Genomic DNA, 26,561 nt, shown 5'->3' on the forward strand with positions numbered 1-26,561 from the left:
GGTCCAAGGGCGTAGGGGCGAATCTGCCATGCTCGTCGATACCCATTGCCATCTCGATGCCGCCGAGTTCGCTGCCGACCGCGACGCGGTCCATGCCGCCGCCCTTGCCGCCGGCGTCGGGCGCATCATCGTTCCGGCGGTGACGGTGGATAACTGTCTGGCAGTCAAGCGTACCTGCCAGCGTTACGCCGGCTGTTATCCGGCCTACGGCATTCATCCGCTCTACGTGGACCAGACCGGGCCCGAAGACCTGGCGCGCTTACGGCGGCTGTTGCAGCAGGACCGGCCGTTGGCGGTTGGCGAAATCGGGCTCGATTTCTATATTGCCGATGCCGACATCGACCGTCAGGAGTATTTCTATCTGGAGCAGTTGAAACTGGCACGCGAGTTCGACCTGCCGGTGCTGTTGCATGTCCGGCGTGCCGTCGATCCGATTCTCAGGGGCTTGCGCCGGATTCGCGTCCGCGGCGGTATCGCGCACGCTTTCAATGGCAGTCGGCAGCAGGCCGAGGAGTTGATCAAGCTCGGCTTCAAGCTGGGTTTTGGCGGGACCCTGACCTATCCCGGTTCGCGCCGGATTCGGCAACTGGCAACGGAGTTGCCGCTGGCCAGCCTGGTCCTCGAAACCGATGCCCCGGACATCCCGCCGGTTTGGCGGGCGGGCGGGCGGAACGATCCGGCACAACTGCCGGCAATCGGGAAGGAGTTGGCGGTTTTGCGGGGGGTGCCGCCTGCCGATCTGCAAGCGGCGCTACTGGCCAACTGCCGGGAGTTGTTTCCCGCACTTTGATCTGGCGCAAAGGGGGGGCTTTTCCTTACAAATCCTGTGGTTATTTTGATTTTCGCTAAAAACATTGTTTGCTGATCCGCGTAGCCTGCTCTGACTCATTACCAGGGAGCGGTAATCCATGGACCGACAAGCAGCGGCGGGCGTCAATATTTCCAGCCTGATTCTCGGTGTCGCGCCGACTGCCCGCGACGAGGTGGCGGCTCTGCTCGTGCGCCTTGCCGGTGTCGATATCCATGCCAATGAGGCGGATGGACGGATGATTGTCACCGTCGAGTCAGCCTCGGAATCCGCCACGGTAGAAACCTTTGAAACCATTCGCCAGTTGCCCGGGGTGCTCTCCGCCGCGCTGGTGTATCACCAGTTTGAATCCGATCCAGACGAGGAGGCGTGAGATGGTCGAAGTGAAAATTACCCGGCGGGATTTCATCAAGAGCAATGCGGCGGCAGCCGCTGCCAGCGTTGCAGGCATCAGCGTGCCGGGGCTGGCCGCTGCTCAGGGCAAGGACGATGGGGTGCGCTGGGACAAAGGCGTGTGTCGCTATTGCGGGACGGGGTGCGGCGTCCTGGTCGGGGTCAAGGATGGGCGGGTGGTTGCAACCCAGGGTGATCCGGAGGCACCGGTCAATCGCGGTCTGAATTGCATCAAGGGCTATTTCCTGTCCAAAATCATGTACGGCAAGGACCGCCTGACCCAGCCACTGCTCCGGATGAAGGATGGCAAGTACGACAAGAGCGGCGACTTCAAGCCGGTTTCCTGGAGGCAGGCCTTCGACATCATGGAAGAAAAGTGCAAGGCTGCACTGAAGGAGGGCGGGCCGCGCAATGTTGCGATGTTCGGCTCCGGGCAATGGACGGTCTGGGAAGGCTATGCCGCCGCCAAGCTGTTCAAGGCCGGGTTCCGCTCCAACAACCTCGACCCCAATGCCCGTCATTGCATGGCCTCGGCAGTGGCCGGGTTCATGCGGACTTTCGGTATCGATGAGCCAATGGGGTGCTATGACGATGCCGAGCATGCCGATGCCTTCGTGCTGTGGGGCTCGAACATGGCCGAAATGCACCCGATCCTGTGGTCACGGATCACCGATCGGCGGCTCAGTGCCAAGCACGTCAAGGTGCATGTGTTGTCTACCTTCAGCCATCGCTCGTGCGAATTGGCCGACAACGAACTGATTTTCAAGCCGCAGTCCGATCTGGCAATTCTCAACTACATTTGCAATCACATTATCCAGAGCGGAGCGGTTAACAAGGATTTCATCGGCAAGCACGTCAAGTTCGCCAAGGGGGTGACCGACATCGGCTACGGTCTACGCCCGAATCATCCGCTGGAAAAAGTGGCGCTGAACAATGGCTACCCCGGCGAAGACGGCAAGCCCAAGGGCAACCCGAATAATTCGACGCCGCTGAGCTTCGATGAATTTGCCGCCTTCGTTTCAGAATACACGCTCGACAAGGCGCACGAAATTTCCGGCGTGCCCAAGGATAGACTCGAAGCGTTGGCCAAGGCCTATGCCGATCCCAAGACCAAGGTCACTTCGTACTGGACCATGGGCTTCAACCAGCACACGCGCGGGACCTGGGTCAATAACATGATCTACAACGTGCACTTGCTGGTCGGCAAGATTTCCGAGCCGGGTAACAGTCCATTCTCGCTGACCGGCCAGCCTTCCGCTTGCGGCACTGCGCGCGAAGTCGGCACTTTTGCCCACCGCTTGCCGGCCGACATGGTGGTGATGAATCCCAAGCACCGCGAGTTGACCGAGAAAATCTGGAAACTGCCGGCCGGGACCATCCCCGACTGGATTGGTCTGCACGCAGTGGCGCAGAGCCGTGCCCTGAAGGACGGAAAATTGGCGTTCTACTGGTCGACCACGACCAACAACATGCAGGCCGGCCCCAACGTCAATGAGGAAATCTATCCCGGTTGGCGTAATCCGAAGGCTTTTGTCGTCCATTCCGATGTTTACCCGACTGTTTCGGCAATGTCCGCCGATCTGATTTTGCCTTCCGCGATGTGGATGGAAAAAGAGGGGATGTACGGCAATGCCGAGCGGCGCGGCCAGATGTGGCGGCAGCAGGTCAAGGCGCCGGGCGAATGCCGTTCCGATCTCTGGCAGTACATTGAATTCGCCAAGCGCTTCAAGGTCGAGGAGGTCTGGCCGGCCGAACTGCTCGACAAGACTCCCGAGTACAAGGGCAAGACGCTTTACGATGTGCTCTATGCCAACAAGGACACGACCCGCTGGGGCATCGACGAGGTTGCCAAGGTCAATGCCCACGGGATCAAGGGCTACATGAACGACGAGTCGCAGGCTTTTGGCTTTTACGTCCAGAAGGGCCTGTTCGAGGAGTATGCCCAGTTCGGTCGTGGCAAGGCGCATGATCTGGCCGATTTCGATGTCTATCATCGGGCGCGCGGTCTGCGCTGGCCGGTGGTCAACGGCAAGGAGACCCTGTGGCGTTTCCGCGAGGGTTACGACAGCTATGTGCAGAAGGGCGAGGGCGTACGCTTCTATGGGTATCCTGATGGCAAGGCAATTGTTTTTGCTCTGCCCTATCAGCCGGCCGCCGAAATGCCTGATGCTGAGTACGATCTGTGGCTATGTACCGGCCGGGTGCTCGAACATTGGCACACCGGCTCGATGACCCGGCGGGTGCCCGAGTTGTACAAGGCGATGCCCGACGCCGTGATCTACATGCATCCCGAGGATGCGAAGAAACGCAGTCTGGTGCGCAACGACGTGGTCAAGGTTTCGACCCGGCGCGGCGAGATCCAGTTGCGGGTTGAAACCAAGGGGCGTAACAAGCCGCCGCTGGGTTTGGTATTCATCCCGTTCTTTGACGAACATCGGCTGGTCAACAAGCTGACGCTTGATGCTACCTGCCCGATTTCGAAGGAAACGGATTTCAAGAAGTGTGCCTGTAAGGTCGTCAAGGCCTGATGATCGGCTGAGAAAGAAAGGAAACCGGGTGGGCTGCTGCTGTTGGGGGACGCAGCGGCTGCCCGGCACGAGATGGAAAGCAATAGCAACAAAAAAACGCTGGCGCGTCGCCAGTTCATCTTTGACAGCGCCCGGATGGCTTGCGGTGTCGGCATGCTCGGCCTCGGCTTGGGTTTGTACGCCAAGCAGAGCAAGGCGCTGCCGGCGCTGGCCCTGCGCCCCCCCGGGGCCTTGCCGGAGGAGGATTTTCTCGGGGCTTGCATCCGCTGCGGGTTGTGCGTTCGCGACTGCCCCTACAACACCTTGTCACTGGCCAGGCCGGAACAACCGGTGGCGACCGGGACCCCATTTTTCACCGCCCGTAACATCCCTTGCGAGATGTGTGATGACATCCCCTGCGTCAAGGCTTGTCCGACGCAGGCGCTGGACCACGGGTTGACCGACATCAACCGGGCCAAGATGGGTGTCGCGGTCTTGATTGACCATGAAACCTGTCTCAACTTCCTCGGCTTGCGTTGCGATGTCTGCTATCGCGTCTGCCCGGTGATCGACAAAGCAATTACCCTCGACATGGTGCCCAATCAGCGGACCGGTCGCCATGCGATGTTCCTGCCGACGGTACATTCCGAGCACTGCACCGGTTGTGGCAAGTGCGAAAAATCCTGCGTCCTGGAGGAAGCCGCAATCCGGGTGCTGCCGCCAAAGCTGGCCAAGGGCGAACTGGGGCACCATTACCGGGTAGGTTGGGATGAGCAGAAAAAGGCAGGTGGCTCCTTGATCGATGAAAGCAAGATGCTCGACCTGCCGGATCGCCTGCCCGAAGGCGCAGTGGTTCCCGGGCATTACGATCCGGCCAGCGGGATGACTGCGACCGCGCGGGGTTTGCCGGGAAGTGAGGCCGGTGCGATTCCAAGCGCGCCGCCGGGATTGGGAGGGGGTAAGCCATGAGCAAGCGAATCGGAGCCGATGCGATTGCCGCCAAGGGCTGGCTGCGCTCTCACCGCTGGTTGCTGTTGCGGCGGTTTAGCCAGTTGTCGATTCTTGCCCTGTTTTTGCTTGGCCCATTGGCCGGGATCTGGCTGGTCAAGGGCAATCTGAATTACAGCTACACCCTCGATTTTCTCCCGTTGACCGATCCCTACGTTGCCATGCAGTCGCTGGTTGCCGGGCATCTGCCGGAAATGCTGGGCAGTCTCGGGGTATTAATTGTGTCGCTTTTCTATTTTCTGGTCGGGGGGCGCGTCTATTGCAGTTGGGTTTGCCCGGTGAATATGGTCACCGATGCGGCAGGTTGGTTGCGCGATCGCCTGGGGATCAAGGGCAGCGTGCATCTATCGCGGCAAACCCGCTACTGGATTCTGGGCATGACGCTGGTCGGCTCGGCTGTGAGCGGTGTGGTGCTGTGGGAATTGATCAACCCGGTCTCGATGCTGCACCGGGGGTTGATTTTTGGCCTCGGGGCGGCGTGGACCGTGGTGCTCGCAGTCTTTCTGTTCGATCTGTTCGTGATGAGCCGTGGCTGGTGTGGGCGTTTGTGCCCCGTGGGGGCTTTTTACAGCCTGATCGGGCGCAGGAGTCCGCTACGGGTACGCGCCGGACAGCGCCAGGCCTGCAACGATTGCATGGACTGTTTTGAGGTCTGTCCTGAGCCGCAGGTTATCCGCCCGGCGCTCAAGGGTGAGGAAAAAGGCGTCGGTCCGGTGATCCTGGCGCCGGATTGCACCAATTGTGGCCGCTGTATCGATGTCTGCGCGAAGGATGTGTTCGCCTTCGGCCTGCGTAGTAACAACCCGGCGTCGACGCTGCCTGGCCAGCGTCAGGGGGCGGGTGAGTGATCAACAAGTAACCGAGGAGGAGTAAGCACCATGAATCAGACGTTGAAGTCGACCTTTGCCGTACTTGCTTCCGCTGCATGCTGGACGTTTGCCTTGCCGGCCAGTGCGGAGGAATCGCCGCGTCCGATGCGGGGGGCTGATGTGGCTGTCAGCGATTCGGCACCGGAACTCAAGAAGTATCTTGGTGGCAAGCCCGGCGGGCAGGAAAAGGTGGCGCGCACCTTCCGCGATCAGCCACCGGTGATTCCCCATGCCGTCGAAAACTTCGATGAGATCACGCTGGAGGAAAATCAGTGTCTGAGTTGCCATGGTCCCGAGGTGTACAAGAAAAAGAATGCCCCCAAAATCGGCGACAGTCATTTCCGTGACCGCGAGGGGCGCGTTCTGAGCACTGCGTCGGCTGCACGGCACAATTGTGTTCAGTGCCATGTGCCGCAAGTCGATGCGCCGCCGCTGGTCGGCAATGATTTCAAGGGCGATGTCGCGACGGCGCCGGCAGCACAAACCGCCAAGGCCAAGAAAAAGAACTAGCGGCGAGCCGACGGTGATGTAAAAACGGGGCTCCCGAAATGGGGCCCCGTGCTTTTTGGGGGGCGCGCCCCTCAGGCGGCGAGCAGTCCGCGCATTTTTTGCAGCGCTTTGCTCTCGATCTGCCGGATGCGTTCAGCTGAAACGCCAAATTCAGCGGCGAGTTCGTGCAGGGTTGCGGCTTCGCCGTCGTGCAACCAGCGGGCCTCGATGATGCGGCGGCTACGCTCGTCCAGGCCGGCTAGAGCAGCCTGCAGACCATCGCTGGCGAGTTCGCTCTGAGCCTTGTACTCAAGCATGCGAGTCGGCTCGTAGCGGCTGTCGGCGAGATAGTCAATTGGCGCGAAACTGTCTTCGCCATCCTCCGGGCTACCTTCAAGCGCAAGGTCGCGACCACTGAGGCGGGTTTCCATTTCAACCACCTCTTCGGGTTTTACCCCCAGGCGGCTGGCTACTTCGGTGGCCTGTGAGGCGGACAGGGTGTCGACGCCTTCGTAATCGTTTTTCAGACTGCGCAGATTGAAGAACAGCTTACGTTGTGCCTTGGTCGTAGCGACCTTGACCAGCCGCCAGTTCTTCAGGATGTACTCATGGATTTCGGCCTTGATCCAGTGCATCGCGAAAGAAACCAGGCGCACGCCGCGGGTTGGGTCAAAGCGCTTGACTGCCTTCATCAGGCCAATATTGCCTTCCTGAATCAGGTCGGCATGCGGCAGGCCGTAGCCCAGATAGCCACGAGCAATCGAAATTACCAGGCGCAAATGCGACAGCACCAACTGGCGCGCAGCTTCCACATCGCCTTCGTTGCGGAAGCGCTCGGCCAGCCGGGTTTCTTCGCTCTCACTCAAAAGCGGGTAACGGTTCGCCGTTTGAATATAGGCGTCCAGATTGCCAGCAGATGAGAGAACAGGAAGCGCCAGAGCGTGGGTCATTGCGAATATCCTCCTTCAACGTTTGCTACATTTTAGCACTCGCTGTCTCAGAGTGCTAAGCGTTGCATTGGGTTCCCGCTGCCTTATCCGCCGAGCAGCGACTGCTCGCGCAGACTCTGCTCCGCATGGCGATAATCCTGGTGCAGTTGTTCGAGGCTGCGCGCAGCCCGGGGCCAATCCGGTGATGCAGGCCGGCAGCAGGCTTCCAGGTCTTTGGCGGTGGCCGACAGATGGCTGAAGCCAAGGTTGCTGCAGGCTCCCTTGATTTCGTGGGCCGCCGCTTCAAGTTCGCTGGCATCGCAGCGGTCCAGCGCTGCGGCAACCCGGGCCAGCAAGCCCGGCATGGTTGCGGTAAAAGCGTCCAGCAGCTCCCGGATGATTGTTTCGTCGTGGTCGCACAACTCGCGTAGCGGGCCCAGATCAAGCTTGCCGGGTGCGACGGGGGGCTGCTGCGTAACGGCGGCCGGTGCGGAGGCTGGCAGTTCCTCGCGGCGCGGGCGAGCGCAGCGCTGCAGGGCGCTGGCCAGATGCTCTGTATTGATTGGCTTGCTGACGTAATCGTCCATGCCGGAAGCAAGGCAACGCTCCCGGTCGCCTTGCATCGCGTTGGCGGTCATTGCGATGATCGGCATGTGCGGCAGGTTTTCCTCCTGCTCGATCCGGCGGATTTTGGCCGTCGCCTCGAAACCGTCCATCACCGGCATCTGGCAGTCCATCAGCAGGGCAGCAAACGGAAGAGTATTGAAAGTGTGTACCGCTTCCAGACCATTGGCGACGATGTGGGTGCGGTAGCCGAGTTTGCGCAATTGCAGTTCGGCGACCTTCTGGTTGGTCGGGTTGTCTTCTGCAAGCAGGACCAGGCGCCCCTGGTTCAAGGCTTCCCGTAAATTGCAGGCATCGGCGGCTTGCCCTTCGTGGTGTGCGGCCTCGGCGGCATCGTCCGGGGCTGGGCTGCCAAATAGCGTGTTGAACAACTCCGACTGGTGCAGGGGTTTGCTCAGGCATGCGGCAAAGCCGGCATTGAGTGCCTGCTCGAACAGTTCGCGCTGGTCGTAGGCGGTCATCAGAACCCGCCGCAATGCAGGCGGCCCTGGCATTGCGCCGATCGCCTGCGCCAGTTCCAGTCCGTTCATTTCCGGCATTCGGTAGTCGATCAATGCAGCCGAGAAAGGGCGCCCGCTCTGTTCGGCATCGTCAATGGCGGCAAGTGCATCGCGGGGCCGGGCGACACAGACGTTATCGATGCCCCAGGAGTTGAGGTAGCGACGGAGGATGGTGCGATCAGTGTCCCGGTCGTCGACTACCAGCACCCGTTCGCTGGCAATCTGTTCCGGGGTGGTGCGCAAGGGGCGTTGCTGTCCGTTGCCGGCAGGGAGCGGGAGATCGAACCAGAAGGTCGAGCCTTGCCCTTCTTCGCTGGTGACGCCAATTTCACCGCCCATCAGGGTGACGAGTTGCTTGCTGATCGCCAGTCCGAGGCCGGTGCCGCCAAATTTTCGGGTGGTGGAGCCGTCGGCTTGCGAGAACGACTGGAACAGGCGACGCTGGCCGTCGGGGGAAATCCCGATCCCACTGTCACGAACGGCAAAACGCAACCAGTTCGGCTCGGATCGCGGGCTGGCCTGGACCATCACCTCAATGCCGCCCCGTTCGGTGAATTTGACTGCGTTGCCGATCAGGTTGAGCAAAACCTGGCGCAGGCGGGTCGGGTCGCCGCGCAGGTTGTCGCACAGGCCAGGGTCGATGTAGCTCATCAGCGACAGTCGCTTGTCGCTGGCCTTGGGAGCGAGCAGATCAATCACGCCCTCGACGACTTGCTGCAACGAGAAATCGATATTTTCTATATCCAGCTTGCCAGCTTCGATTTTCGAGAAATCGAGAATGTCGTTAATGATGGTCAGCAGTGAGTTGGCCGAGTCCCGCACCAGACGGGCAAAGTCGTGCTGCTCGGGATCGAGTTGCGTATCCAGCAGCAGATCGGTCATGCCAATGATGCCGTTCATCGGTGTCCGAATTTCGTGGCTCATGTTGGCCAGAAATTCCGATTTCATCTGCGCATTGGCCAGCGCCTGGTCATGTGCTTCGCGCAAGGCTTGTTCGGCGGCTCGCCGGGTGCTGATGTCAGAGAGGTGGGCGATGAAGTGCGAGATTGCCCCGTCGTTGCCATGTACCGGCGAGTAGTCGATTTCCGCAGCAAAGAGGCTGCCATCCTTGCGCTGGTAGTCGATTTCGGCAGTGAACCGTTCGCCGCGTTCGAGGCTGGAGACCAGCGCTCTGATCGTTTGCGGATCGGTATCGGGACCTCGCAGCAGGGCGGTTCGGCGTCCCTGGGCTTCGCCGGCCGGATAGCCGGTGATCTGGGTAAAGCCGGAGTTCACATACTGAATGGTCGGACCTTCGAGCGTGGCATCGGCGGCCGTGATCATGATCCCCTGATCGCTCTCCTGAATCGCCAGTTCAAGCAGGCGGATCCGGGCTTCTGCCGCCTTGCGGGCACCGATGTCCTGGAATGAAACCAGCGCACCGACCAGTTCCCCTTCGAAGGTTAACGGGGCAGCCCGGTAGGAAACCGGGAAGGCTTCACCGTCGCGGCGGAAGAAACAATCTTCGCCCTCGTGAGCCTCGCCTTGGCGGGCAACGGCCAGAAGCGGGCAAGCGGCTGCCGGGTAGGGGCGGCCATCGCAGTGACTGTGGTGGGTATGGGCGTGTGCCGGCAGCCCCAGCAATTGGCTGTTTTCCCAGCCAAACATCTGTTCGGCAGCCCGGTTGATGAAGGTGATCTTGCCGTCGCAATCGGTTGCGTAGACTCCGTCGCTCAGGGTGTCGAGGATGGTGGTGATGCGTTCGCGCTGGAGCGCTGCCTCCCGGCCGTGGCTGCGTGCCGCCTGCAGGGACAGGTTGAGATGGCGGATGAACTGGACGCCGATCAGCGCGGCAAAAAAGATGACTAGCAGGATCAGGCCGGTTTCAACCTGATTGAAGTACCTGCGCTTGGTGTTGATCTCGCTTTCGAGCGATTGCAGGCGCTGTTCGCCTTCGACAAACAGGCGATTGGCATTTTCCTGCAGGCGTTCAAAGTACGGCGGGGTTCGCTTCAGGTAGAGAGCCAGTGCTTCCTCCGCGCGGTAAAAATCGCGCGGATTTTCGTTTTCGAGAGCCACCCAGCGCTGCTCGAGCAGTGCGCCGAGTTCCCGGCTCAATTGCTCGACCTGATGCAGATTGGTGCCGACCTCTATGTCTTCCATGATTCTTTGCCGGTCTTCGGCGGTCGGCTGGAAGTAGACTTCCTGGGCTTTTTCCTGCTGCTCGGCGAGGTTCAGCAATAGGGAACGCTGGGCAACGCCGCCGTCGCGCAGGACGCCCAAATCATGGCGGACCTTTTCCTGGCGGGCGGCAAGGGCGCGCTGGATGCGCAGGAAGCCGGCGCGGTTCTGGGTGACCGCCATCTGGTAAATGTCGCGCTCCATGGAGCGGATGCTGTGCACGATCTCTTCGCCGATGAACAGGCGGGCGCGCTCGTTGTTGCTGCGCTGTTGCAGTTCCTGATCGAGATCGGCGAAAAATAGCCGTACCCCGAGGATCAGGCCGATGCAAAGCAGGACAAAGGCGATCAGCCAGGACAGTGAGCGGCTGGCTGATTGCACAACGGCGGTCGTGTTCCGGCTATCGGTCGGGGGCGAAGAAACGGTCATCGGGGGCGGCAGGGCTCGCCGTGAGCACATGAAGGCAACAGTTTAGCTGACGCCGCGCTGACCGAGAACGGCGCGTGGCTGGATAATCAGGATTTTCTTATAAAAAACCCCTTCAATAAATGTGGTTTATGGGTGCTCACTGCTAGAATTGACGGCTCCAGTGGCCGCTTCCGGAGATTTTCTGCGGCCCGTGTACGCTTCTTCTCGATGCGAGTTAGTCATGCGCTGGTTCAATAATCAAAAAATCTGGTTACGCTTGGTCGGCGTGATTTCGGCAATGCTGTTGCTGTTGTGGTCGGTAACCATCCTGTGGACGCAGGCGGAACAGCAACACAATGCCGAGGTGCAGGCACGCGAGTTTGCCGGCAGCGTTCATCAGATGACGCTGGCTGCGCTGACTGCGATGATGATGACTGGCTCCATCGATCAGCGGCAGCTGTACCTTGACCAGATTCGCAATACCAGCAATATCCACGAACTCGAAGTGTTTCGTGGCGAGGCAGTCGCCGCCCAGTACGGACCGGGTTTGGCGCCCAAGCGGGGGGCCGACGCCGATGAACTGGCCGTGCTGCGCCTGGGTTCGCCGGTATTCCGGGTTGAGCCGGGGCAGGGCGCCTTGAAGGCGGTACTGCCGATTTTTGCGAGCAGCAATTATCTCGGCAAAAACTGTCTGGGGTGCCACAGCGTACGAGAGGGCGCGGTGATGGGGGCGGTGAGCATGAAAATCTCGCTTGAGCAGGTCAATGCTCAGGCTCGCGATTTTGTCCTGCGCCTGTGCGGGCTGGCCCTGCTGCTGGCGGTTCCCTTCCTGTTGTTGATTTACGGCTTCATCTCGCGAGCGGTGACCCGGCCGCTGGAACGGGTGATCGGCTACTTCGACGCCATTGGTGCCGGCCGCTACGATAACCGGATCGAAGCGCACAGCCGGGATGAGGTTGGCACCTTGCTGCACGATCTCGATCTGATGCAGCAGAAATTGCGCCACGATGTTGCCGAGAGTCGCAGGGTGGCCGACGAAACGATGCGGATCAAGGTGGCGCTCGATAATGCGACGACCAATGTGATGATTGCCGACAACGATGGGCGGATCATTTATCTGAACCGGGCAGTATGTGCGATGTTGCGGGCGGCCGAGGCTGATTTACGGCGCGACTTGCCGAATTTCACGGTCGACGGCCTGCTTGGCGAAAATTTCGACGTGTTCCACCGGCAACCGGCACATCAACGGCAACTGCTGGCCGCCCTGGGGCAGCCTCACCGGGCAGAGGTTCGGGTTGGCGGGCGGGTGTTCCGCCTGATCGCCAATCCGGTGGTGAATGAGCGAGGAGAGCGTCTCGGGACTTCGGTCGAATGGCTGGATGCCACGCAGGAGGTGGCGATCCAGCAGGAAGTGCAGGCGATTGTTGCGGCAGCACTGACGGGGGATCTTCAGCGGCGTGTCGAACTGAGCGACAAGCAGGGTTTCATGCGCGAACTCGGGCAGGGGATCAATGCCTTGCTGCAAACCAATGCCCAGGTTCTGGGTGATCTGCAGCGCCTGCTGTCGGCGTTGGCCCGCGGTGATCTGACCGAACAGATCAGCGCCGATTACCATGGCATCTACGGTGAGTTGAAGGACGATGCCAACGCGACCGTGGTCCGCCTGCAGGAAATGATTGGCCAGGTCAGGACGGCCGTCGAATCGATCAATACCGCTGCCGGCGAGATTGCCTCGGGCAATACCGACCTGGCGCAGCGTACCGAAGAACAGGCTACTTCGCTGGAGCACACGGTGACCCGGATGGAAGAACTGACCCAGACGGTCGAGGCGAATGCGGCAAACGCTGCGCGTGCCAACCAGATGGCGATTCAGGCGTCGGAAGCGGCTGCCCGCGGTGGCGAGGTAGTCGGCCGGGTGGTCAGCACCATGGAAACGATCAATGAAGCTTCGCGGCGGATCGGCGACATCATCGGGGTAATTGATGGGATTGCCTTTCAGACCAATTTGCTGGCTCTCAATGCAGCGGTTGAAGCTGCGCGGGCAGGAGAACAGGGGCGCGGTTTTGCCGTGGTGGCTACCGAGGTGCGCAAGCTGGCTCAGCGTAGCGCCGAAGCCGCCCGTGAAATCAAGGGGCTGATCGACGATTCGGCAACCCGGGTTGATGCCGGTTCGCGCCTGGTCGAGCAGGCTGGCGTGGGGATGGGGGAAATCGTGACGGCAATTGCGCAGGTCACCGGCATCATGGGGCAGATTTCGACCGCCAGTTCGGAGCAGTCGACCGGGATCGGCCAGGTCAACCAGGCCCTGGCCCAGATGGACGACGTCACGCAGCAGAATGCGGCGCTGGTCGAGGAGGCCGCTGCTGCTGCCGAATCGCTGGAAGAGCAGGCGCGCAACCTGAGCGATGTGGTTGCCCTGTTCCGGCTGGATGGCGCCGCCCCATCCGTCCCCGCGTATACCCCGGCGCCGCTTGCGGTGGCCCGGCTGCCGGCAAAGGCGCCGGGGCGGGACAGTGAATGGGCCGAGTTCTAGGCTTTTCGATTACCCCGGCAGGGGGCATGATGGTTTCAGCGGACAGCCGGCAGGCAAGGGTATATCCTTGCCCGGTGCAGAACTATCTCGCGGGCTGACATGCTCCTTCCCTTCGTCGCCAAATCTCCAGCTCAGGCTTTTCGGCGCGCCACTTTGGCGACCGGCGTGATGTTCGTGCTGTTCGCACTGAGCTTTGCCATTTATGTCAGTACTGAAAAACGGATCGACCAGGCGAACGAGTTGCGGATCCGTTCCTTCCTGCTGGCCGACGAATTGCGCCAATCCTCCGATGACCTGACGCGCATGGTGCGCAGTTATGTCGCGACCGGCGAGGTTGGTTACCGGCAGTATTTTTTCACCATTCTCGATATCCGTGAGGGCCGGCAGCCGCGTCCGCCCGATTATCACAATATTTACTGGGACCGGGTCCTGGCGGGCGAGACCATGCCCGTCGGGGATGAAGCGGTGCCCTTGCTCGAATTGATGCGTCGGGCCGGATTCACGGCCGAGGAGTTCGCCAAGCTGAGCGAAGCCAAGGCCAATTCGGATGTCCTGGTACGCCTCGAGCGGACGGCCATGCGCATGGTCGAGGAGCAGGGGGCGGCACCGGCCGAGGCCTTGTTGCTGGTCCATGGGCGTGAGTACCACCAGGCCAAGGCAGCGATCATGAAGCCGATCGGCGAGTTTTACCGGATGGTCGACCTGCGGACGCAGGCGGCGGTCGAGGCGACCAGCCACATGGCCTGGGTGATGCGGCTGGTGTTCATCGTGTTCGCTTTGTTGCTGGTGCTGATGATCCGCTACCTCTACCAGACCTTGCGGACGACCCTGGGCGGCGATGTCGGCGCTGTTCATGCCCAGATCGAACGGCTCGCTGCCGGCGATTTTTCTGAACCGGCGGGTGCCGCCGGGCAGGGGGAGAACGTCCTTGGCTGGCTGGCGGAGACTCGGGGGCGTCTGCGCCGGATGGAACAGGCCCGGCGTCAGGCCGAGCGCGATAGCCGGCAGCAGCTTGAAGCCCTGGTCGGTCAGCGGACCGAGGAACTGACCGCTGCCAAGGAGGCTGCTGAAGCGGCCAGTCGGGCCAAGGGCGCCTTTGTCGCCAACATGTCGCACGAAATTCGCACGCCTCTGAATGCGATTACCGGGATGGCGCATCTGATGCGTCAGGGCGGGCTGCCTCCCGAGCAGATGGAGCGTCTCGAAAAGCTGGAAACCGCCGGGCGCCACCTTTTTGCCATCGTTAATGACATTCTTGATTTGTCCAAGATTGAGGCCGGCAAGCTGGAGTTGGTGGACGAGCCGCTGTCGCCAGCTTGTCTGGTGACTAATGTGCTGTCCATTCTGCAGGTTCAGGCGCAAGCACGAGGCCTGGAACTGAGCCACGAACTCGGGCCGGTATATGCTCCTCTCCGGGGGGATCCCGGACGTTTGCAGCAAGGCCTGCTCAATTATGTCGGCAATGCCGTCAAGTTCACCGAGCGTGGCCGGGTGGTGGTGCGCCTCAAGCAGTTGGCCGAAAGCAGCGACGATGTCTTGCTGCATTTTGCGGTCGAAGACAGCGGGATCGGGATTGCGCCTGAGGTTCTGCCCCGCCTGTTCGCATCCTTCGAACAGGCTGACAATTCGCATACCCGGCGTTTTGGCGGTACCGGTCTGGGCTTGGCGATTACCCGCAGGCTGGCGCAGATGATGGGAGGCGATGCCGGGGTCAGCAGTACCTTGGGCAAGGGGAGCCTGTTCTGGTTTACCGTGCGCTTGCGCAAGGGGCAGGTACCGACGCCGACTGTTTCTCCGTTGCCGGTCGCCGGACTGGCGCCTCCGGCTGGGCGGGTGTTGCTGGTCGAGGATGAGCCGATCAATTGCGAGATTGCGTTATCCCTATTGGCGGAGCTCAGTTCCTTGTTGCAGGTTGATGTGGCTGCGAACGGCCGGATTGCGGTAGGTCTTGCGGGGGAAAATTTCTACGACTTGATTCTGATGGACATGCAGATGCCGGAAATGGATGGCTTGAGCGCCACCCGGGCCATCCGGGCAATGCCGCAGCACGCGCAGACGCCGATCGTGGCAATGACCGCAAATGCCCTGGCCGAGAGCCGCACGGCCTGCAGCCAGGCCGGGATGAATGATTTTCTGGCCAAGCCGGTGGAGCCGGCGGTGTTGTTTGCCATGGTGGGCAAGTGGTTGCAGAAGTAGCGGCAGTTTTGCCGCAGGCGCAGTATCGCGGGCGCTTTGCGCCGTCGCCGACCGGGCCTTTGCATTTTGGCTCGCTGGTGGCGGCAGTCGGCAGCTATCTTGATGCCCGCAGCCAAGACGGCGAATGGCTGGTGCGGATCGAGGATGTCGATACTCCGCGCTGCCAGCCGGGAATGGGCGACGCGATCCTGCGCAGTCTCGATGCCTTCGGCTTCGCCTGGGATCGCGAGGTGATCTGGCAAAGCCGGCGCAGCGAGGCCTATGCTGCAGCGCTCGATGAGTTAAGGCGGCGCGGTCTGGCCTATGCGTGTGGTTGTTCACGCAAGGAAATCGCTGATTCGGCGACGCGGCCGGCGGTCGATGGCGGTTTGGCCTACCCCGGGACGTGTCGTGACGGCCTGGCGCCAGGGCGTAGCGCGCGGGCGTGGCGCCTGCGCGTGCCGGACCAGCGGATCGGTTGCGTGGACCGGATTCAGGGCGAGGTTGCGCAGCACCTGGCCGAGGATGTTGGCGATTTCGTCCTGCTGCGGGCAGACGGTTTGTTTGCTTATCAACTTGCTGTCACGGTCGACGACCAGTTTCAGCAAATTTCCGACATCGTGCGCGGTGCCGACTTGCTCGATTCGACGCCGCGCCAACTCTGGTTGCAGCATTGTCTGGGGGCGCCAACGCCGCGTTATGCGCATTTGCCAGTGGTTGCCAACGCCGCCGGCGAAAAGCTCTCGAAGCAGACACGGGCTGCCGCGATTGATCCCGCGCAGGCCGCGCCGCAACTGGTGGCCGCGCTGCGTTTTCTCGGGCAGCCGGTGCCGGACGAACTGGTGTGCGCATCACTTGCCGAGGTCTGGGCTTGGGCGCTGGCGCACTGGGATTTCGCGCGGATTCCGCAGCAGCGGGCGGCGATCATTTAACTGCGCTTGCACCCTTTGGCTCTTTGACCGGGGGGCAGGATCGGGTCCGTAGTTGTTGGTGCACAGCCTAGTCGTCGGTGCGGTCGGTTGGCAGTACCAGATTGGCCGCCAGTCGGACCAAGCCGTAGCTGGCCCAGCGCAACAGGCGCGAAGGCCATGGCTGGCGCTCGAACTCGCCAGCGCGCATGCGCCGGGCCCCGCTGGCGAGAGCCTGTTCGACGCGCGCCTGCAGTTGTTCGGCAAAGCGCCGGTCGGCGACGACCAGATTGGCCTCCTTGGCCAGCAGCAGACTGAAAGGGTCGATATTCGACGAACCGACGGTTGCCCATGTGCCGTCGATGACCGCCACCTTGGCGTGGAGGAAGCTCTTTTCGTACTCGAAAATCTCGATTCCGGCTGCTAGCGCACTGCGGTAGAGCGTTTGCGTCGCATAACGCAGTAGCGGATGGTCGCTCTTGCCCTGCAGCAGGATGCGTACTCGTACCCCGCGGCGGGCGGCGGCGTAAAGGGCGCGGCCGAAGCGGACGCCGGGCAGGAAGTAGGCGTTGGCAATCAGGATTTCGCGGCGGGCGCTGCGGATCGCATCGAGATAGGCGTTGAGAATGTCGGCGCGGTGGCGGATATTGTCGCGAATGACGAAGGCGGCACTCTGGTCGCCGACCTGCGGCGGCGTTGCCGGTTGGGTGTCGAGCAGGCGATAACGGCGCTTGAAGTTGGCCCAGGCGACAATTTCCCACATCCGCCGCATGTTCTGATGCATCCGGGCGACCAGCGGGCCTTCGACCTGTACTGCGTAGTCGTAGCGCGGGCGCATCTCGGGCGGGGCGTTGTCGTCGTCGACGATGTTGATGCCACCGATGAAAGCGATCCGGCCATCGATCACCGCCAGCTTGCGGTGCAGGCGGCGGAGGCGGTGACGGCGCAGCCGGAAGCGGGCGAACTCGGGGCGATAAAGCATGGCCTGCACGCCAGCTGCGAGCAGTTGCGGCAGAAAATCGGCGGGGAAATTCCGCCCGCCAAAGCCGTCGACCGTGACATGTACCCGCACCCCGCGCAGCGCCGCCCGGCACAGCGCGGCGCTGACCGCCTGGCCAATGGCATCGTTGGCGTAGATATAGCTTTCGAGGTGAATGTCGCGGCAGGCGCTGTCAAGTGCGGCGAGCAGGGCGGGAAAATACTCGCGTCCCGACTCAAGGAGGGTCAACCGGTTGCCGGGAATCTGCTCAGGAGGCATGCCGCGTCAGGTGGGCTGAGAGCGCGGCGTGGTCGGAAATGGCCGACCACGGCGGGCCGTGGTGGATTTCGGTACGGTGCACGGCGAAGCCGCGCAGGTAGATGCGGTCGAGGCGGAACATCGGCAAGGCGGCCGGAAAACTGCGCGCCGGGATGCCGCGTGGACAGCTGAAGGCTTCGCTCAGGCCGAGGCGGCGGGCAAGCTGGTCACCGGCGCGGTTGCGCCAGTCGTTGAAATCGCCGGCGATGATCAGCGGTGCCTGCGGGTCGGCCTCGCGGTCGAGATAGTCGGCCAGCGCCTCCATCTGCCGCCGCCGCGAATGACCGAACAGCGACAGGTGCACGCAGACACAATGGGCGACGGTTTCCGGCAACTGGATGCGGCAGTGCAGCAGGCCGCGTTTTTCAAAGTGCAGGTGGGTGACGTCCTGGTTGTGGCTGTGCAGGATCGGAAAGCGCGACAGGATCGCGTTGCCGTGGTGGCCGTGGTCGTAGATCATGTTGCGCCCGTAGGCGCTGTCCAGCCAGTGCTCGTCGGCGAGGAACTCGTGCTGCGGCGCGGCCGGCCAGTCGGCATGATTTTCGGCGTGCTGCAGGTGCAGGCCCTGGACTTCCTGCAGGAAGACGATGTCCGGGTTGAGATGGCGCAGCCGCTCGCGCAACTCGTGCACCATCATCCGCCGGTTGAATTGCGAAAAGCCCTTGTGGATGTTGTAGGTGGCGACATGCAGCGCGGGCATTTTCATCGTCGGGGCCGCTTCAGGAAATCGCCAGCATCCGGTCCAGTGCCAGCTTGGCCGCAGCCGTTTCGTGTTCCGGCACCTTGATCTGATTGACCACCTTGCCCTCGGCCAGGTTTTCCAGCGTCCACGCCAGGTGCTGCGGGTCGATCCGCTGCATCGTCGAGCACATGCAGATGGTGGTGGCCATGAACTGCACGATCTTGTTCTGCGGCAGCACTTCCTTGGCCAGGCGGTCGACCAGATTGAGCTCGGTGCCGACCAGCCAGCGCGTGCCTTCCGGTGCTTCCTTGATGGTCTTGACGATGTGCTCGGTCGAACCGACGTAGTCGGAGGCGGCGCAGACTTCGAAGTTGCACTCCGGGTGGGCGATCACCTTGCCCTCGGGATACTTGGCGCGGAAGGCGTCGATGTGCGACTTCTGGAACATCTGGTGCACCGAGCAGTGGCCTTTCCACAGCAGGATGCGCGCCTTCTTGATCTGGGCCGGGGTGAGACCGCCCATTTCCAGATCCGGGTCCCAGACCACCATTTCGTCCATCGCGAAACCCATGTTGTGGCCGGTCCAGCGACCCAGGTGCTGATCGGGGAAGAACAGCACTTTCGGGCGCTGGTCAAAGGCCCATTTGGCGATAGTGCCGGCATTCGAAGAGGTGCACACGATGCCGCCGTGCTCGCCGCAGAAGGCTTTGAGGTCTGCGGCCGAGTTGATGTAGGTGACGGGGGTGACTTCTTTTTCGACATCGATCACCGCGCCTAGCTCGCGCCAGCAGCGTTCGACCTTGGCCAGGTTGGCCATGTCGGCCATCGAACAGCCGGCGGCAAGATCGGGCAGGATCGCGATCTGGTTGGGTGCGGTCATGATGTCGGCGACTTCGGCCATGAAGTGCACGCCGCAGAAGACGACATATTCCGAGTCGGTTTGCGAGGCGAGGCGCGACAGCTTGAGTGAGTCGCCGGTCAGATCGGCATGCTGATAGACGTCGGCACGCTGGTAATGGTGGCAGAGGATCACGGCCTTCTTGCCGAGCTTGGCGCGGGCAGCGCGGATGCGTTCCTGACAGGCTTCGTCGGAGAGGCTGTTGAACGGGTCGAAGGAAATGGTCGCGGTTTGCATGCTGAGACAGAGTGTAAGGGTTGGTTTTTGTCGATTTTTACGGTCGACCGTGAAAATTCGCGAAAATGCCTGGCCGCATCAGCCCTGGTGCCAGGGCAGTCCGGCCTTGCGCCAGCCGCCGATGTGACCGCGCTGACCGTTGGCGTCCTTGTCGCCCTCGAAGCCTTCAAGGATGTTGTAGCAATTGGTGAAACCCACTTCGCAGGCCGTGCTGGCGGCGCCAATCGAGCGCACGCCGCTACGGCAGAGGAACATCACCAGCGCTTCGCGATCGACCTGGCGGGTCAGTTCGGCAACGAAGTGCGGATTGCGCGTACCGCCCGGGTACTGGTTCCATTCGATTTCGACTGCCTGCGGTACCCGGCCGACCCAGTCCCATTCGGCACGGGTGCGCACATCGACCAGACGGGCGCCGGGCGCCTGCTGCAGGAGCAGGTAGGCTTCCGCCGGCAATAGTTCGCCCTGATAGGGGCGGCCCAGGCCTTCGGCACGCGCCTGCGCCAGGCGCAAAATTTCGGTAATCGTTCCCATGGGTGGCGGCTGCTAGAATCCAGGGGCGTAAGTATAGGGCAGAGACGATGGCAGAGGGCGAATTCGACCTGGGCAGTAACGGCGCGTTGCGTCACGCGGAGGCGCAGCGCGCCACCTGGCTGAGTGCCGGCGTCAATCTGCTGCTGACTCTGGCGCAGTTGCTGGTCGGCTGGCTGGCGCACTCGCAGTCGCTGCTGGCGCATGGTCTGCATTCCTTTTCCGATCTGCTGTCGGATTTTCTGGTGCTTTTTGCTACCCGCCAGAGCGCGCACCCGGCTGATGCTGCGCATCCGTATGGTCATGCCCGCTTTGAAACGGCTGCGACGCTGATCCTCGGAACTTCCCTGGCGCTGATCGGCGGTGGCATCCTCTGGGATTGCGCCAGTCGTCTGCAGCAGGGCGAGGCACCGCCTGCGGTGGCGGCAGCGGCCTTCTGGGTTGCCTTGGCCACGGTGGTTGCCAAGGAAGGGTTATATCGTTACCTGGCGGCAGTAGCCGATCGCCTGCGTTCGAAATTACTGTTGGCCAATGCCCTGCATACCCGGGCTGATGCCGCTTCGGCCCTGGTGGTGGTGGTCGGTGTCGGCGGTGCCTTGCTCGGCTGGCCTTTGCTTGACTTGCTGGCAGCTGCCTTGATGGGCCTGATGATTCTGCGCCTGGGCGGCGAACTGGGGCTGGGGGCGCTGCGCGAACTGATCGATACCGGGCTGGAGGCTGCCGAGGTTGCGGCGCTGACCACGACGGTCCGGGCGGTGTCCGGAGTAGTTGGCGAGCCCCGGCTCAGGACCCGGCGGATGGCGCAGCATGTGCTGGTCGATGCACATGTTCAGGTCCGGCCACGGATCAGCGTCTCCGAAGGGCACCGGGTGGCCGAGGCAGTACGTGAGCGCCTGCTGGCGATGCACCGGGATGTCCTTGATGTACTGGTTCATATCGACCCCGAGGACGATGGGCAGGCTTTGCCGGCGCCTGGTTTGCCGACGCGCGACGCCATCATGGCGGTGTTGGCGCCCGGGCTGGCGGGGTGGCCGCCGCTGGAGCGGATGGAGTTGCACTACCTCGGCGGACGCCTGGAAATCGAATTGTTCTTCACTGCGGCCTTGCCGGCAGGGGCGGGGCTGGAGGCGCTCGAGGCCCGGATTGCGGCAGCCTGGCCGGAGGTCGGTGGGCTGCGCAACTTGGCGGTCTGGGTGCGCCACGCACCGTAACGGTGCTGCCCCTGGTGGATGCGCACCAATTGCGTGCATGGATTCTTTTGGCGACGAGCTTATCCCCTTGTGGCACAATAGAAAGTTGAGTCGCAGGCAGTGGCATGCTTCCTGCTAGCAAACAGCGTTGCGATTTTTGATTGGCGCCGGACAGCCCGGCACATTGTTTTCTTAGGAGACTAACGCTTATGGCAACCCCGCAAGACGTGATGAAGATGGTCAAGGAAAACGACGCCAAGTTCGTCGATTTCCGTTTCACCGACACCCGTGGCAAGGAACAGCACGTCACCGTGCCGGTCTCCGCCTTTGACGAAGACAAGTTCGAAAACGGTCACGCTTTCGACGGCTCCTCCATCGCTGGCTGGAAGGGTATCCAGGCTTCCGACATGATCCTGATGCCGGATCCCGCTACCGCCTACATCGACCCGTTCTTTGACGAAACCACCGTGGTTCTGTCCTGCGACGTCGTCGATCCTGCCGACGGCCGTGGCTACGACCGCGATCCGCGCTCCATCGCCAAGCGCGCTGAAGCCTACCTGAAGTCCTCCGGCATCGGCGATACCGCCTATTTCGGCCCGGAACCCGAATTCTTCATTTTCGATGGCGTCGAATGGTCGGTCGACATGTCCGGCTGCTCGCTGAAGATCCACTCCGCCGAAGCCTCCTGGGGTTCCGGTGAGAAGAACGACGCCGTTGGCGGCGCCACCGGCCACCGTCCGACCGTCAAGGGCGGCTACTTCCCGGTCCCGCCGATCGACAGCCTGCACGACATCCGCTCCGCCATGGTCCTGACCCTGGAAGCCATCGGCTGCCCGGTCGAAGTGCACCACCACGAAGTGGCCAACGCTGGCCAGTGCGAAATCGGTACCGTCTTCAACACCCTGGTCAAGCGTGCCGACCAGACCCAGATGCTGAAGTACGTGGTGCACAACGTTGCCCACCAGTACGGCAAGACCGCCACCTTCATGCCCAAGCCGATCGTTGGCGACAACGGTTCCGGCATGCACGTGCACCAGTCGATCTGGAAGGACGGCAAGAACCTGTTCGCAGGCGACCAGTACGCCGGCCTGTCTGAAACCGCCCTGTTCTACATCGGCGGCATCATCAAGCACGCCAAGGCCCTGAACGCGATCACCAACCCGGGTACCAACTCCTACAAGCGTCTGGTCCCGCACTACGAAGCTCCGGTCAAGCTGGCTTACTCCGCCAAGAACCGTTCCGCTTCGATCCGCATCCCGTTCGTCGCCTCGACCAAGGCCCGTCGTATCGAAACCCGCTTCCCGGATCCGATCGCCAACCCGTACCTGTGCTTTGCCGCTCTGCTGATGGCTGGTCTGGACGGTATCCAGAACAAGATCCACCCGGGCGATCCGGCTGACAAGAACCTGTACGATCTGCCGCCGGAAGAAGACGCGCTGATCCCGACCGTTTGCGCCTCGCTCGAAGAAGCTCTGGCCAATCTGGACAAGGATCGCGAGTTCCTGACCCGTGGCGGTGTCTTCTCCAACGACTGGATCGATGCCTACATCGCCCTGAAGATGGAAGAAGTCAATCGTATCCGCATGACCACCCATCCGGTCGAGTTCGATATGTACTACAGCTGCTAAGCAGCCACTGTAGTAGCCAGAAGGCGGGACTTGTTCCCGCCTTTTTTATTGTCGTTGCAAGACGCAGTCAGTTCGGTAGACTTGCCCTCCGGAGGAGTTCATGGCGATGACAAAAATCTTGGTCCGGGCGTTGCTGCTGGCGTCCCTGGTGACGTTGCCGGCATCGGCGCAGGTTATTTACAAGTGCGTAGATGCCGGTGGCGGGGTGTTGATTTCGAATCACCGCGTCGATAAAAACTGCAAACCCATCGTCAGCGCACCTGAGAACAACTTGCCGCCGCCGAAAGCTGCGCCCAAGGCTGCGGCAACACCCAGCCCGGCGGGGTTCCCCCGTGTCCAGGAAGAAACCCAGAAGGCTCGCGATAGCGATCGGCGCCATATCCTTGAGCAGGAGTTGGCGGGCGAACAGCGCAGTCTCGAGACCGCCCGGCGCGATCTGGCCGATCTGGAGGCGCAGCGGCCCGGTGTGGATCGGTTGCTGCCCTATCGCGAGCGGGTGCAGCAGCATGAGCGCAATGTCCAGGCGCTGCAGAAAGAACTCGGCAACTTGCGTTAGTCCCCGGGGTTGGCGCTTGCACCACTGAGGGGGCCGGGTATCCCTCAGTGATCGCTGCTAGCCGGTACCTAGGCTTTGACCCTGTGCCAGGCCGCGTAGAGCGCCGGCAGGAAGAGCAGGGTGAGCGCCGTGGCGACGATCAGGCCGCCCATGATCGCCACGGCCATCGGTCCGAAGAAGTCGTTGCGCGACAGAGGGACCATCGCCAGCACGGCCGCCAGTGCGGTCAGTACGATGGGGCGGAAGCGGCGCACGGTCGATTCGACAATGGCCTCCAGGCGAGCTTTGCCCGCCGCCAGGTCTTGTTCGATCTGGTCGACCAGAATGACTGAGTTGCGCATGATCATCCCGAACAGCGCGATCGCACCGAGCAGGGCCATGAAGCCGAAAGGCTTGTTGAAGACCAGCAGAAACAATGCAATGCCGATGATGCCAAGCGGCGCGGTCAGCAATACCATGATTACCTGCGAGACGCGCTGCAATTGCAGCATCAGGATGGTGATTACCGCGAGGATGAAGATCGGCATGCCTGCAGCTACCGATGCCGATCCTTTCGAAGATTCTTCGACCGAGCCGCCAATCGCCAGTTTGTAGCCCGCAGGCAGCTTGCCGGCAATGCTGCTGATTTGCGGCTGCAGGCGGTCGACAATGGTCGCCGGCTGGGTTTTGCCATAAAGGTTGCCGCGGACAGTAATCGTTGGCAGGCGGTCGCGGCGCCAGACAATTCCGGGTTCGAAATCGTGGTGCAGGGTGGCGACCTGTGACAGCGGTACACTCCGGCCGCTGCGGGTGGGTACGGCAAGATTCGGTAGTTGTTCCAGTCGGCGCTGCTCGTCGGCAGCACCGCGCAGCACGATGTCGATGCTCTTCTCGCCCTCGCGGAAGTTGGTTACGGTCAGGCCGTTGCGGCTGAGGTTGAGCAGGGCCGCGATGTCCTGGCTGGAAACGCCAAGCAGGCGGGCCTTGTCCTGGTCGATCTCGACGCGGACGACCTTGGATAGTTCGCTCCAGTCGGTATTGATGTGCGACAACTCGGGGTCGCTACGCATCACCTCAGCAATTTCTGCAGCGATCCGGCGCAATTCGCCGAGGTCCTCACCGGAGACCCGGTACTGCACCGGATAGCCGACTGGCGGACCATTTTCAATCCGGGCGATGTGTGCGCGGGCAGCGAAATCGCCTTGGTCGAACAGGGTGATCAGGCGCTGGCGCAGGGCTTCGCGCGATTCAACGCTACGAGTGACGATGACCAGCTGGCTGACGTTGGCGGCCGGCAACTGCTGGTCAAGACCGAGGTAATAGCGCGGCGAACCGGAGGCGACGTAGGCGATGTAGTGCTCGAAATCTTGATGTCGTTCCTGATCGGCATCCAGCCAGCGTTCAAGGCGTGCCGTTTCCGCGTCGATGGCAGCGACCGAGGCGCCTTCCGGCAGGCGCAGTTCAACGTTGAGTTCCAGTCGGGTCGAGTTGGGAAAGAACTGTTTCTGGACCTTGCCCATGCCGGCCAGCGACAGGACGAACAGGCCCAGGGTCAGCCCGATCACCAGCCAGCGGCGGTGTACGCAGAGCGCGACGAGAGCGCGGAAGCGACGATAGAAGGCGGTGTTGTATACATCGTGATCTTCTCCATGTGCCGGGCCGCCGAGGCCAAGCCGGACGAGCGCGGCGTACAGGCGCGGCAGCCGTCGTTCAATCAGGCCGGCTGCGCGCGGTGCACGCGGGTCCGGGAGCAACTTGTAGCCCAGCCAGGGAATCGCGATCACTGCCGCCAGCCAGGAGAGCAGCAGGGCGATGGCGTTGATCTGGAAAAAGGCAAAGGCGTATTCGCCGGTCGAGGATTTGGCAATCGCAATTGGCAGGAAACCGGCGACGGTGACCAGTGTTCCCGACAGCATCGGGCCGGCGGTGCTGGTGTAGGCGAACGATGCGGCACGGGTGCGCTCCCAGCCCTGTTCCATCTTCACCCACATCATTTCGACGGCAATGATGGCGTCGTCGACCAGCAAGCCGAGCGCCAGTACCAGCGCACCGAGCGAGACCTTGTGCAGGCCGACGTTGAACAGGTGCATGCAGAAAAAGGTGGCGGCCAGAACCAGCGGGATCGAAATTGCAACCACCATCCCGGTCCGCAGGCCGAGGCTGATGAAGGTGACCAACAGGACGATGATCACTGCCTCCGCCAGCGACTGGACGAAGGCATCGATCGAGCGCTTGACGGCCTGCGGCTGGCTGGCGGCCTCGCCGATTTCGACGCCGACCGGCAGAGTCTGGCGCAGTTCGTCGAGGCGGCGGTCGAGTGCCTTGCCGAGCTGGATGACGTCGCCGCCCTTGCTCATCGCAACGCCGATAGCCAGTGCCTGCTTGCCGCCGTAGCGGACCATGGTATTAGCCGGGTCGCTGGTGCCGCGATGGACGCGGGCAATGTCGCCGAGTCGCAGATTGCGGCCGTTGGCGCGAATCGGGGTGGCGGCGATGGCCTCGACGCTGTTGAAGCTGCCGCTGGGGCGAATCTGGATACGTTCGCTGCCGGTTTCGGCAAAGCCGGCGCCGCTCACCGCATTTTGCTGACCGAGTGCCTGGGTGATCGTCGCCAGATCGATCCCCAGTGTGGCCAGTTGCGCATTGGCCAGATCGACATAGATCTTTTCATCCTGGATGCCGAACAGTTCGACCTTGCCGACATTGGGCAGGCGCAGCAATTCATCGCGCAGGCGCTCGGCAATATCTTTCATCTGCGGGTAAGAAAGACCTTCTGCGGTCAACGCGTAAACATTGCCAAAAACGTCGCCAAACTCGTCATTGAAAAATGGTCCCTGAACTCCGGCTGGCAAGGTGTGGCGAATATCGCCGACTTTTTTGCGGACCTGGTAATACACATCGGGGACTTGTGCAGGCGGTGTGCTGTCCTTGGCAAAGAACAGCACGGTCGATTCGCCGGCGCGCGAATAGCTCGACAGGCGATCAATGAACGGTGTTTCCTGCAGTTTTTTCTCGATCTTGTCGGTGACCTGTCGTTCCACCTCCTGCGCCGATGCGCCAGGCCAGAAAGTCCGTACCACCATCAGCTTGAAGGTGAAGGGCGGGTCTTCGGCCTGGCTCAGCTTGCCCCAGGCAAAAACGCCGAGCAAGGCGGTGACGAGCAGGAAATACCCCACCAGGGTGCGATGGTGCAGGGTCCAGTCGGAGAGGTTGAAGCGTTGGCTTGGGCTGTGTCCGTTTGGCATGGCGGTGGCT

General features: G+C 61.9%; 19 protein-coding genes. 12 read left to right on the plus strand and 7 right to left on the minus strand.

Annotation, left to right across the window (positions count from 1 at the left end; genetic code table 11):
• Positions 1 to 28 precede the first annotated feature (28 nt).
• The 6 genes from VX159_RS01835 (at position 29) to VX159_RS01860 (ending at position 6,095) form a co-directional block, all read left to right on the plus strand.
• Positions 29 to 790 (plus strand): TatD family hydrolase, encoded by a 762-nt coding sequence (locus tag VX159_RS01835; RefSeq protein WP_371324286.1) that lies wholly within the window; start codon positions 29 to 31, stop codon positions 788 to 790.
• 118 nt (positions 791 to 908) lie between these two features.
• Positions 909 to 1,181 (plus strand): chaperone NapD, encoded by a 273-nt coding sequence (locus VX159_RS01840; RefSeq protein ID WP_371324287.1) that lies wholly within the window; start codon positions 909 to 911, stop codon positions 1,179 to 1,181.
• A 1-nt stretch (position 1,182) separates the two neighbouring features.
• Positions 1,183 to 3,729: a nitrate reductase catalytic subunit NapA gene (gene napA, locus VX159_RS01845; protein WP_371324288.1), complete on the plus strand. Its 2,547-nt coding sequence runs from the start codon at positions 1,183 to 1,185 to the stop codon at positions 3,727 to 3,729.
• Positions 3,730 to 3,801: 72 nt separating this feature from the next.
• Complete coding sequence (napG, locus tag VX159_RS01850; RefSeq protein ID WP_371324289.1) at positions 3,802 to 4,677, plus strand: ferredoxin-type protein NapG; 876 nt, start codon at positions 3,802 to 3,804, stop codon at positions 4,675 to 4,677.
• Positions 4,674 to 5,564: a quinol dehydrogenase ferredoxin subunit NapH gene (gene napH, locus VX159_RS01855; protein ID WP_371324290.1), complete on the plus strand. Its 891-nt coding sequence runs from the start codon at positions 4,674 to 4,676 to the stop codon at positions 5,562 to 5,564. The genes napG and napH overlap by 4 nt, the downstream gene beginning before the upstream one ends.
• Before the next feature lie 30 nt (positions 5,565 to 5,594).
• Positions 5,595 to 6,095: a nitrate reductase cytochrome c-type subunit gene (locus tag VX159_RS01860; protein ID WP_371324291.1), complete on the plus strand. Its 501-nt coding sequence runs from the start codon at positions 5,595 to 5,597 to the stop codon at positions 6,093 to 6,095.
• 71 nt (positions 6,096 to 6,166) lie between these two features.
• Here the strand turns inward: VX159_RS01860 and rpoH are convergent, their stop codons facing one another.
• Both rpoH and VX159_RS01870 read right to left on the minus strand, forming a co-directional pair.
• Entirely contained in the window at positions 6,167 to 7,024 is an 858-nt protein-coding gene (gene rpoH, locus VX159_RS01865; protein WP_371324292.1) for an RNA polymerase sigma factor RpoH, read from the minus strand.
• 83 nt (positions 7,025 to 7,107) lie between these two features.
• Entirely contained in the window at positions 7,108 to 10,716 is a 3,609-nt protein-coding gene (locus VX159_RS01870; RefSeq protein ID WP_371324293.1) for a response regulator, read from the minus strand.
• Positions 10,717 to 10,936: 220 nt separating this feature from the next.
• Here VX159_RS01870 and VX159_RS01875 point away from each other — a divergent pair, with 220 nt between their 5' ends.
• From VX159_RS01875 to gluQRS, 3 genes are all read left to right on the plus strand, one after another.
• Positions 10,937 to 13,228, plus strand: a complete 2,292-nt coding sequence (locus tag VX159_RS01875) for a methyl-accepting chemotaxis protein (protein ID WP_371324294.1) — start codon at positions 10,937 to 10,939, stop codon at positions 13,226 to 13,228.
• Between the two features lie 99 nt (positions 13,229 to 13,327).
• Complete coding sequence (locus tag VX159_RS01880; protein ID WP_371324295.1) at positions 13,328 to 15,424, plus strand: ATP-binding protein; 2,097 nt, start codon at positions 13,328 to 13,330, stop codon at positions 15,422 to 15,424.
• Positions 15,409 to 16,335 carry a tRNA glutamyl-Q(34) synthetase GluQRS gene (gene gluQRS, locus VX159_RS01885; RefSeq protein ID WP_371324296.1) on the plus strand — a complete coding sequence of 309 codons (927 nt, stop codon included), beginning with the start codon at positions 15,409 to 15,411 and terminating at the stop codon, positions 16,333 to 16,335. Before VX159_RS01880 ends, gluQRS begins: the two co-directional genes overlap by 16 nt.
• Before the next feature lie 67 nt (positions 16,336 to 16,402).
• On the opposite strand, the gene clsB is transcribed toward gluQRS, so the two are convergent.
• The 4 genes from clsB to VX159_RS01905 all read right to left on the minus strand — a co-directional run bounded on the left by clsB (position 16,403) and on the right by VX159_RS01905 (position 19,956).
• Positions 16,403 to 17,569, minus strand: coding sequence for a cardiolipin synthase ClsB (clsB, locus tag VX159_RS01890; protein ID WP_371324297.1), 1,167 nt, complete (start codon positions 17,567 to 17,569; stop codon positions 16,403 to 16,405).
• Positions 17,559 to 18,314, minus strand: a complete 756-nt coding sequence (locus tag VX159_RS01895; RefSeq protein WP_371324298.1) for an endonuclease/exonuclease/phosphatase family protein — start codon at positions 18,312 to 18,314, stop codon at positions 17,559 to 17,561. Before VX159_RS01895 ends, clsB begins: the two co-directional genes overlap by 11 nt.
• Positions 18,315 to 18,327: 13 nt before the next feature.
• Positions 18,328 to 19,425, minus strand: a complete 1,098-nt coding sequence (gene nadA, locus VX159_RS01900) for a quinolinate synthase NadA (RefSeq protein ID WP_371324299.1) — start codon at positions 19,423 to 19,425, stop codon at positions 18,328 to 18,330.
• Between the two features lie 78 nt (positions 19,426 to 19,503).
• Positions 19,504 to 19,956 carry a rhodanese-like domain-containing protein gene (locus VX159_RS01905; protein ID WP_371324300.1) on the minus strand — a complete coding sequence of 151 codons (453 nt, stop codon included), beginning with the start codon at positions 19,954 to 19,956 and terminating at the stop codon, positions 19,504 to 19,506.
• A 47-nt stretch (positions 19,957 to 20,003) separates the two neighbouring features.
• On the opposite strand from VX159_RS01905, the gene VX159_RS01910 reads away from it, so the two are divergent.
• The 3 genes from VX159_RS01910 to VX159_RS01920 all read left to right on the plus strand — a co-directional run bounded on the left by VX159_RS01910 (position 20,004) and on the right by VX159_RS01920 (position 23,327).
• Positions 20,004 to 21,164 (plus strand): cation diffusion facilitator family transporter, encoded by a 1,161-nt coding sequence (locus tag VX159_RS01910; RefSeq protein ID WP_371324301.1) that lies wholly within the window; start codon positions 20,004 to 20,006, stop codon positions 21,162 to 21,164.
• Between the two features lie 188 nt (positions 21,165 to 21,352).
• The gene (gene glnA / locus VX159_RS01915; protein WP_371324302.1) at positions 21,353 to 22,771 is read left to right on the plus strand and encodes a type I glutamate--ammonia ligase; all 1,419 of its coding nucleotides are present in this window, start codon (positions 21,353 to 21,355) and stop codon (positions 22,769 to 22,771) included.
• A 106-nt stretch (positions 22,772 to 22,877) separates the two neighbouring features.
• On the plus strand, positions 22,878 to 23,327 hold the full coding sequence (locus VX159_RS01920) for a DUF4124 domain-containing protein (protein WP_371324303.1): 450 nt from the start codon (positions 22,878 to 22,880) through the stop codon (positions 23,325 to 23,327).
• A 68-nt stretch (positions 23,328 to 23,395) separates the two neighbouring features.
• Here VX159_RS01920 and VX159_RS01925 read toward each other — a convergent pair whose 3' ends face one another.
• Positions 23,396 to 26,551, minus strand: a complete 3,156-nt coding sequence (locus VX159_RS01925; RefSeq protein ID WP_371324304.1) for an efflux RND transporter permease subunit — start codon at positions 26,549 to 26,551, stop codon at positions 23,396 to 23,398.
• Between the last annotated feature and the right edge of the window lie 10 nt (positions 26,552 to 26,561).

Source organism: Dechloromonas sp. ZY10 (assembly GCF_041378895.1).
GTDB classification, from domain to species: Bacteria; Pseudomonadota; Gammaproteobacteria; order Burkholderiales; family Rhodocyclaceae; genus Azonexus; species Azonexus aquae.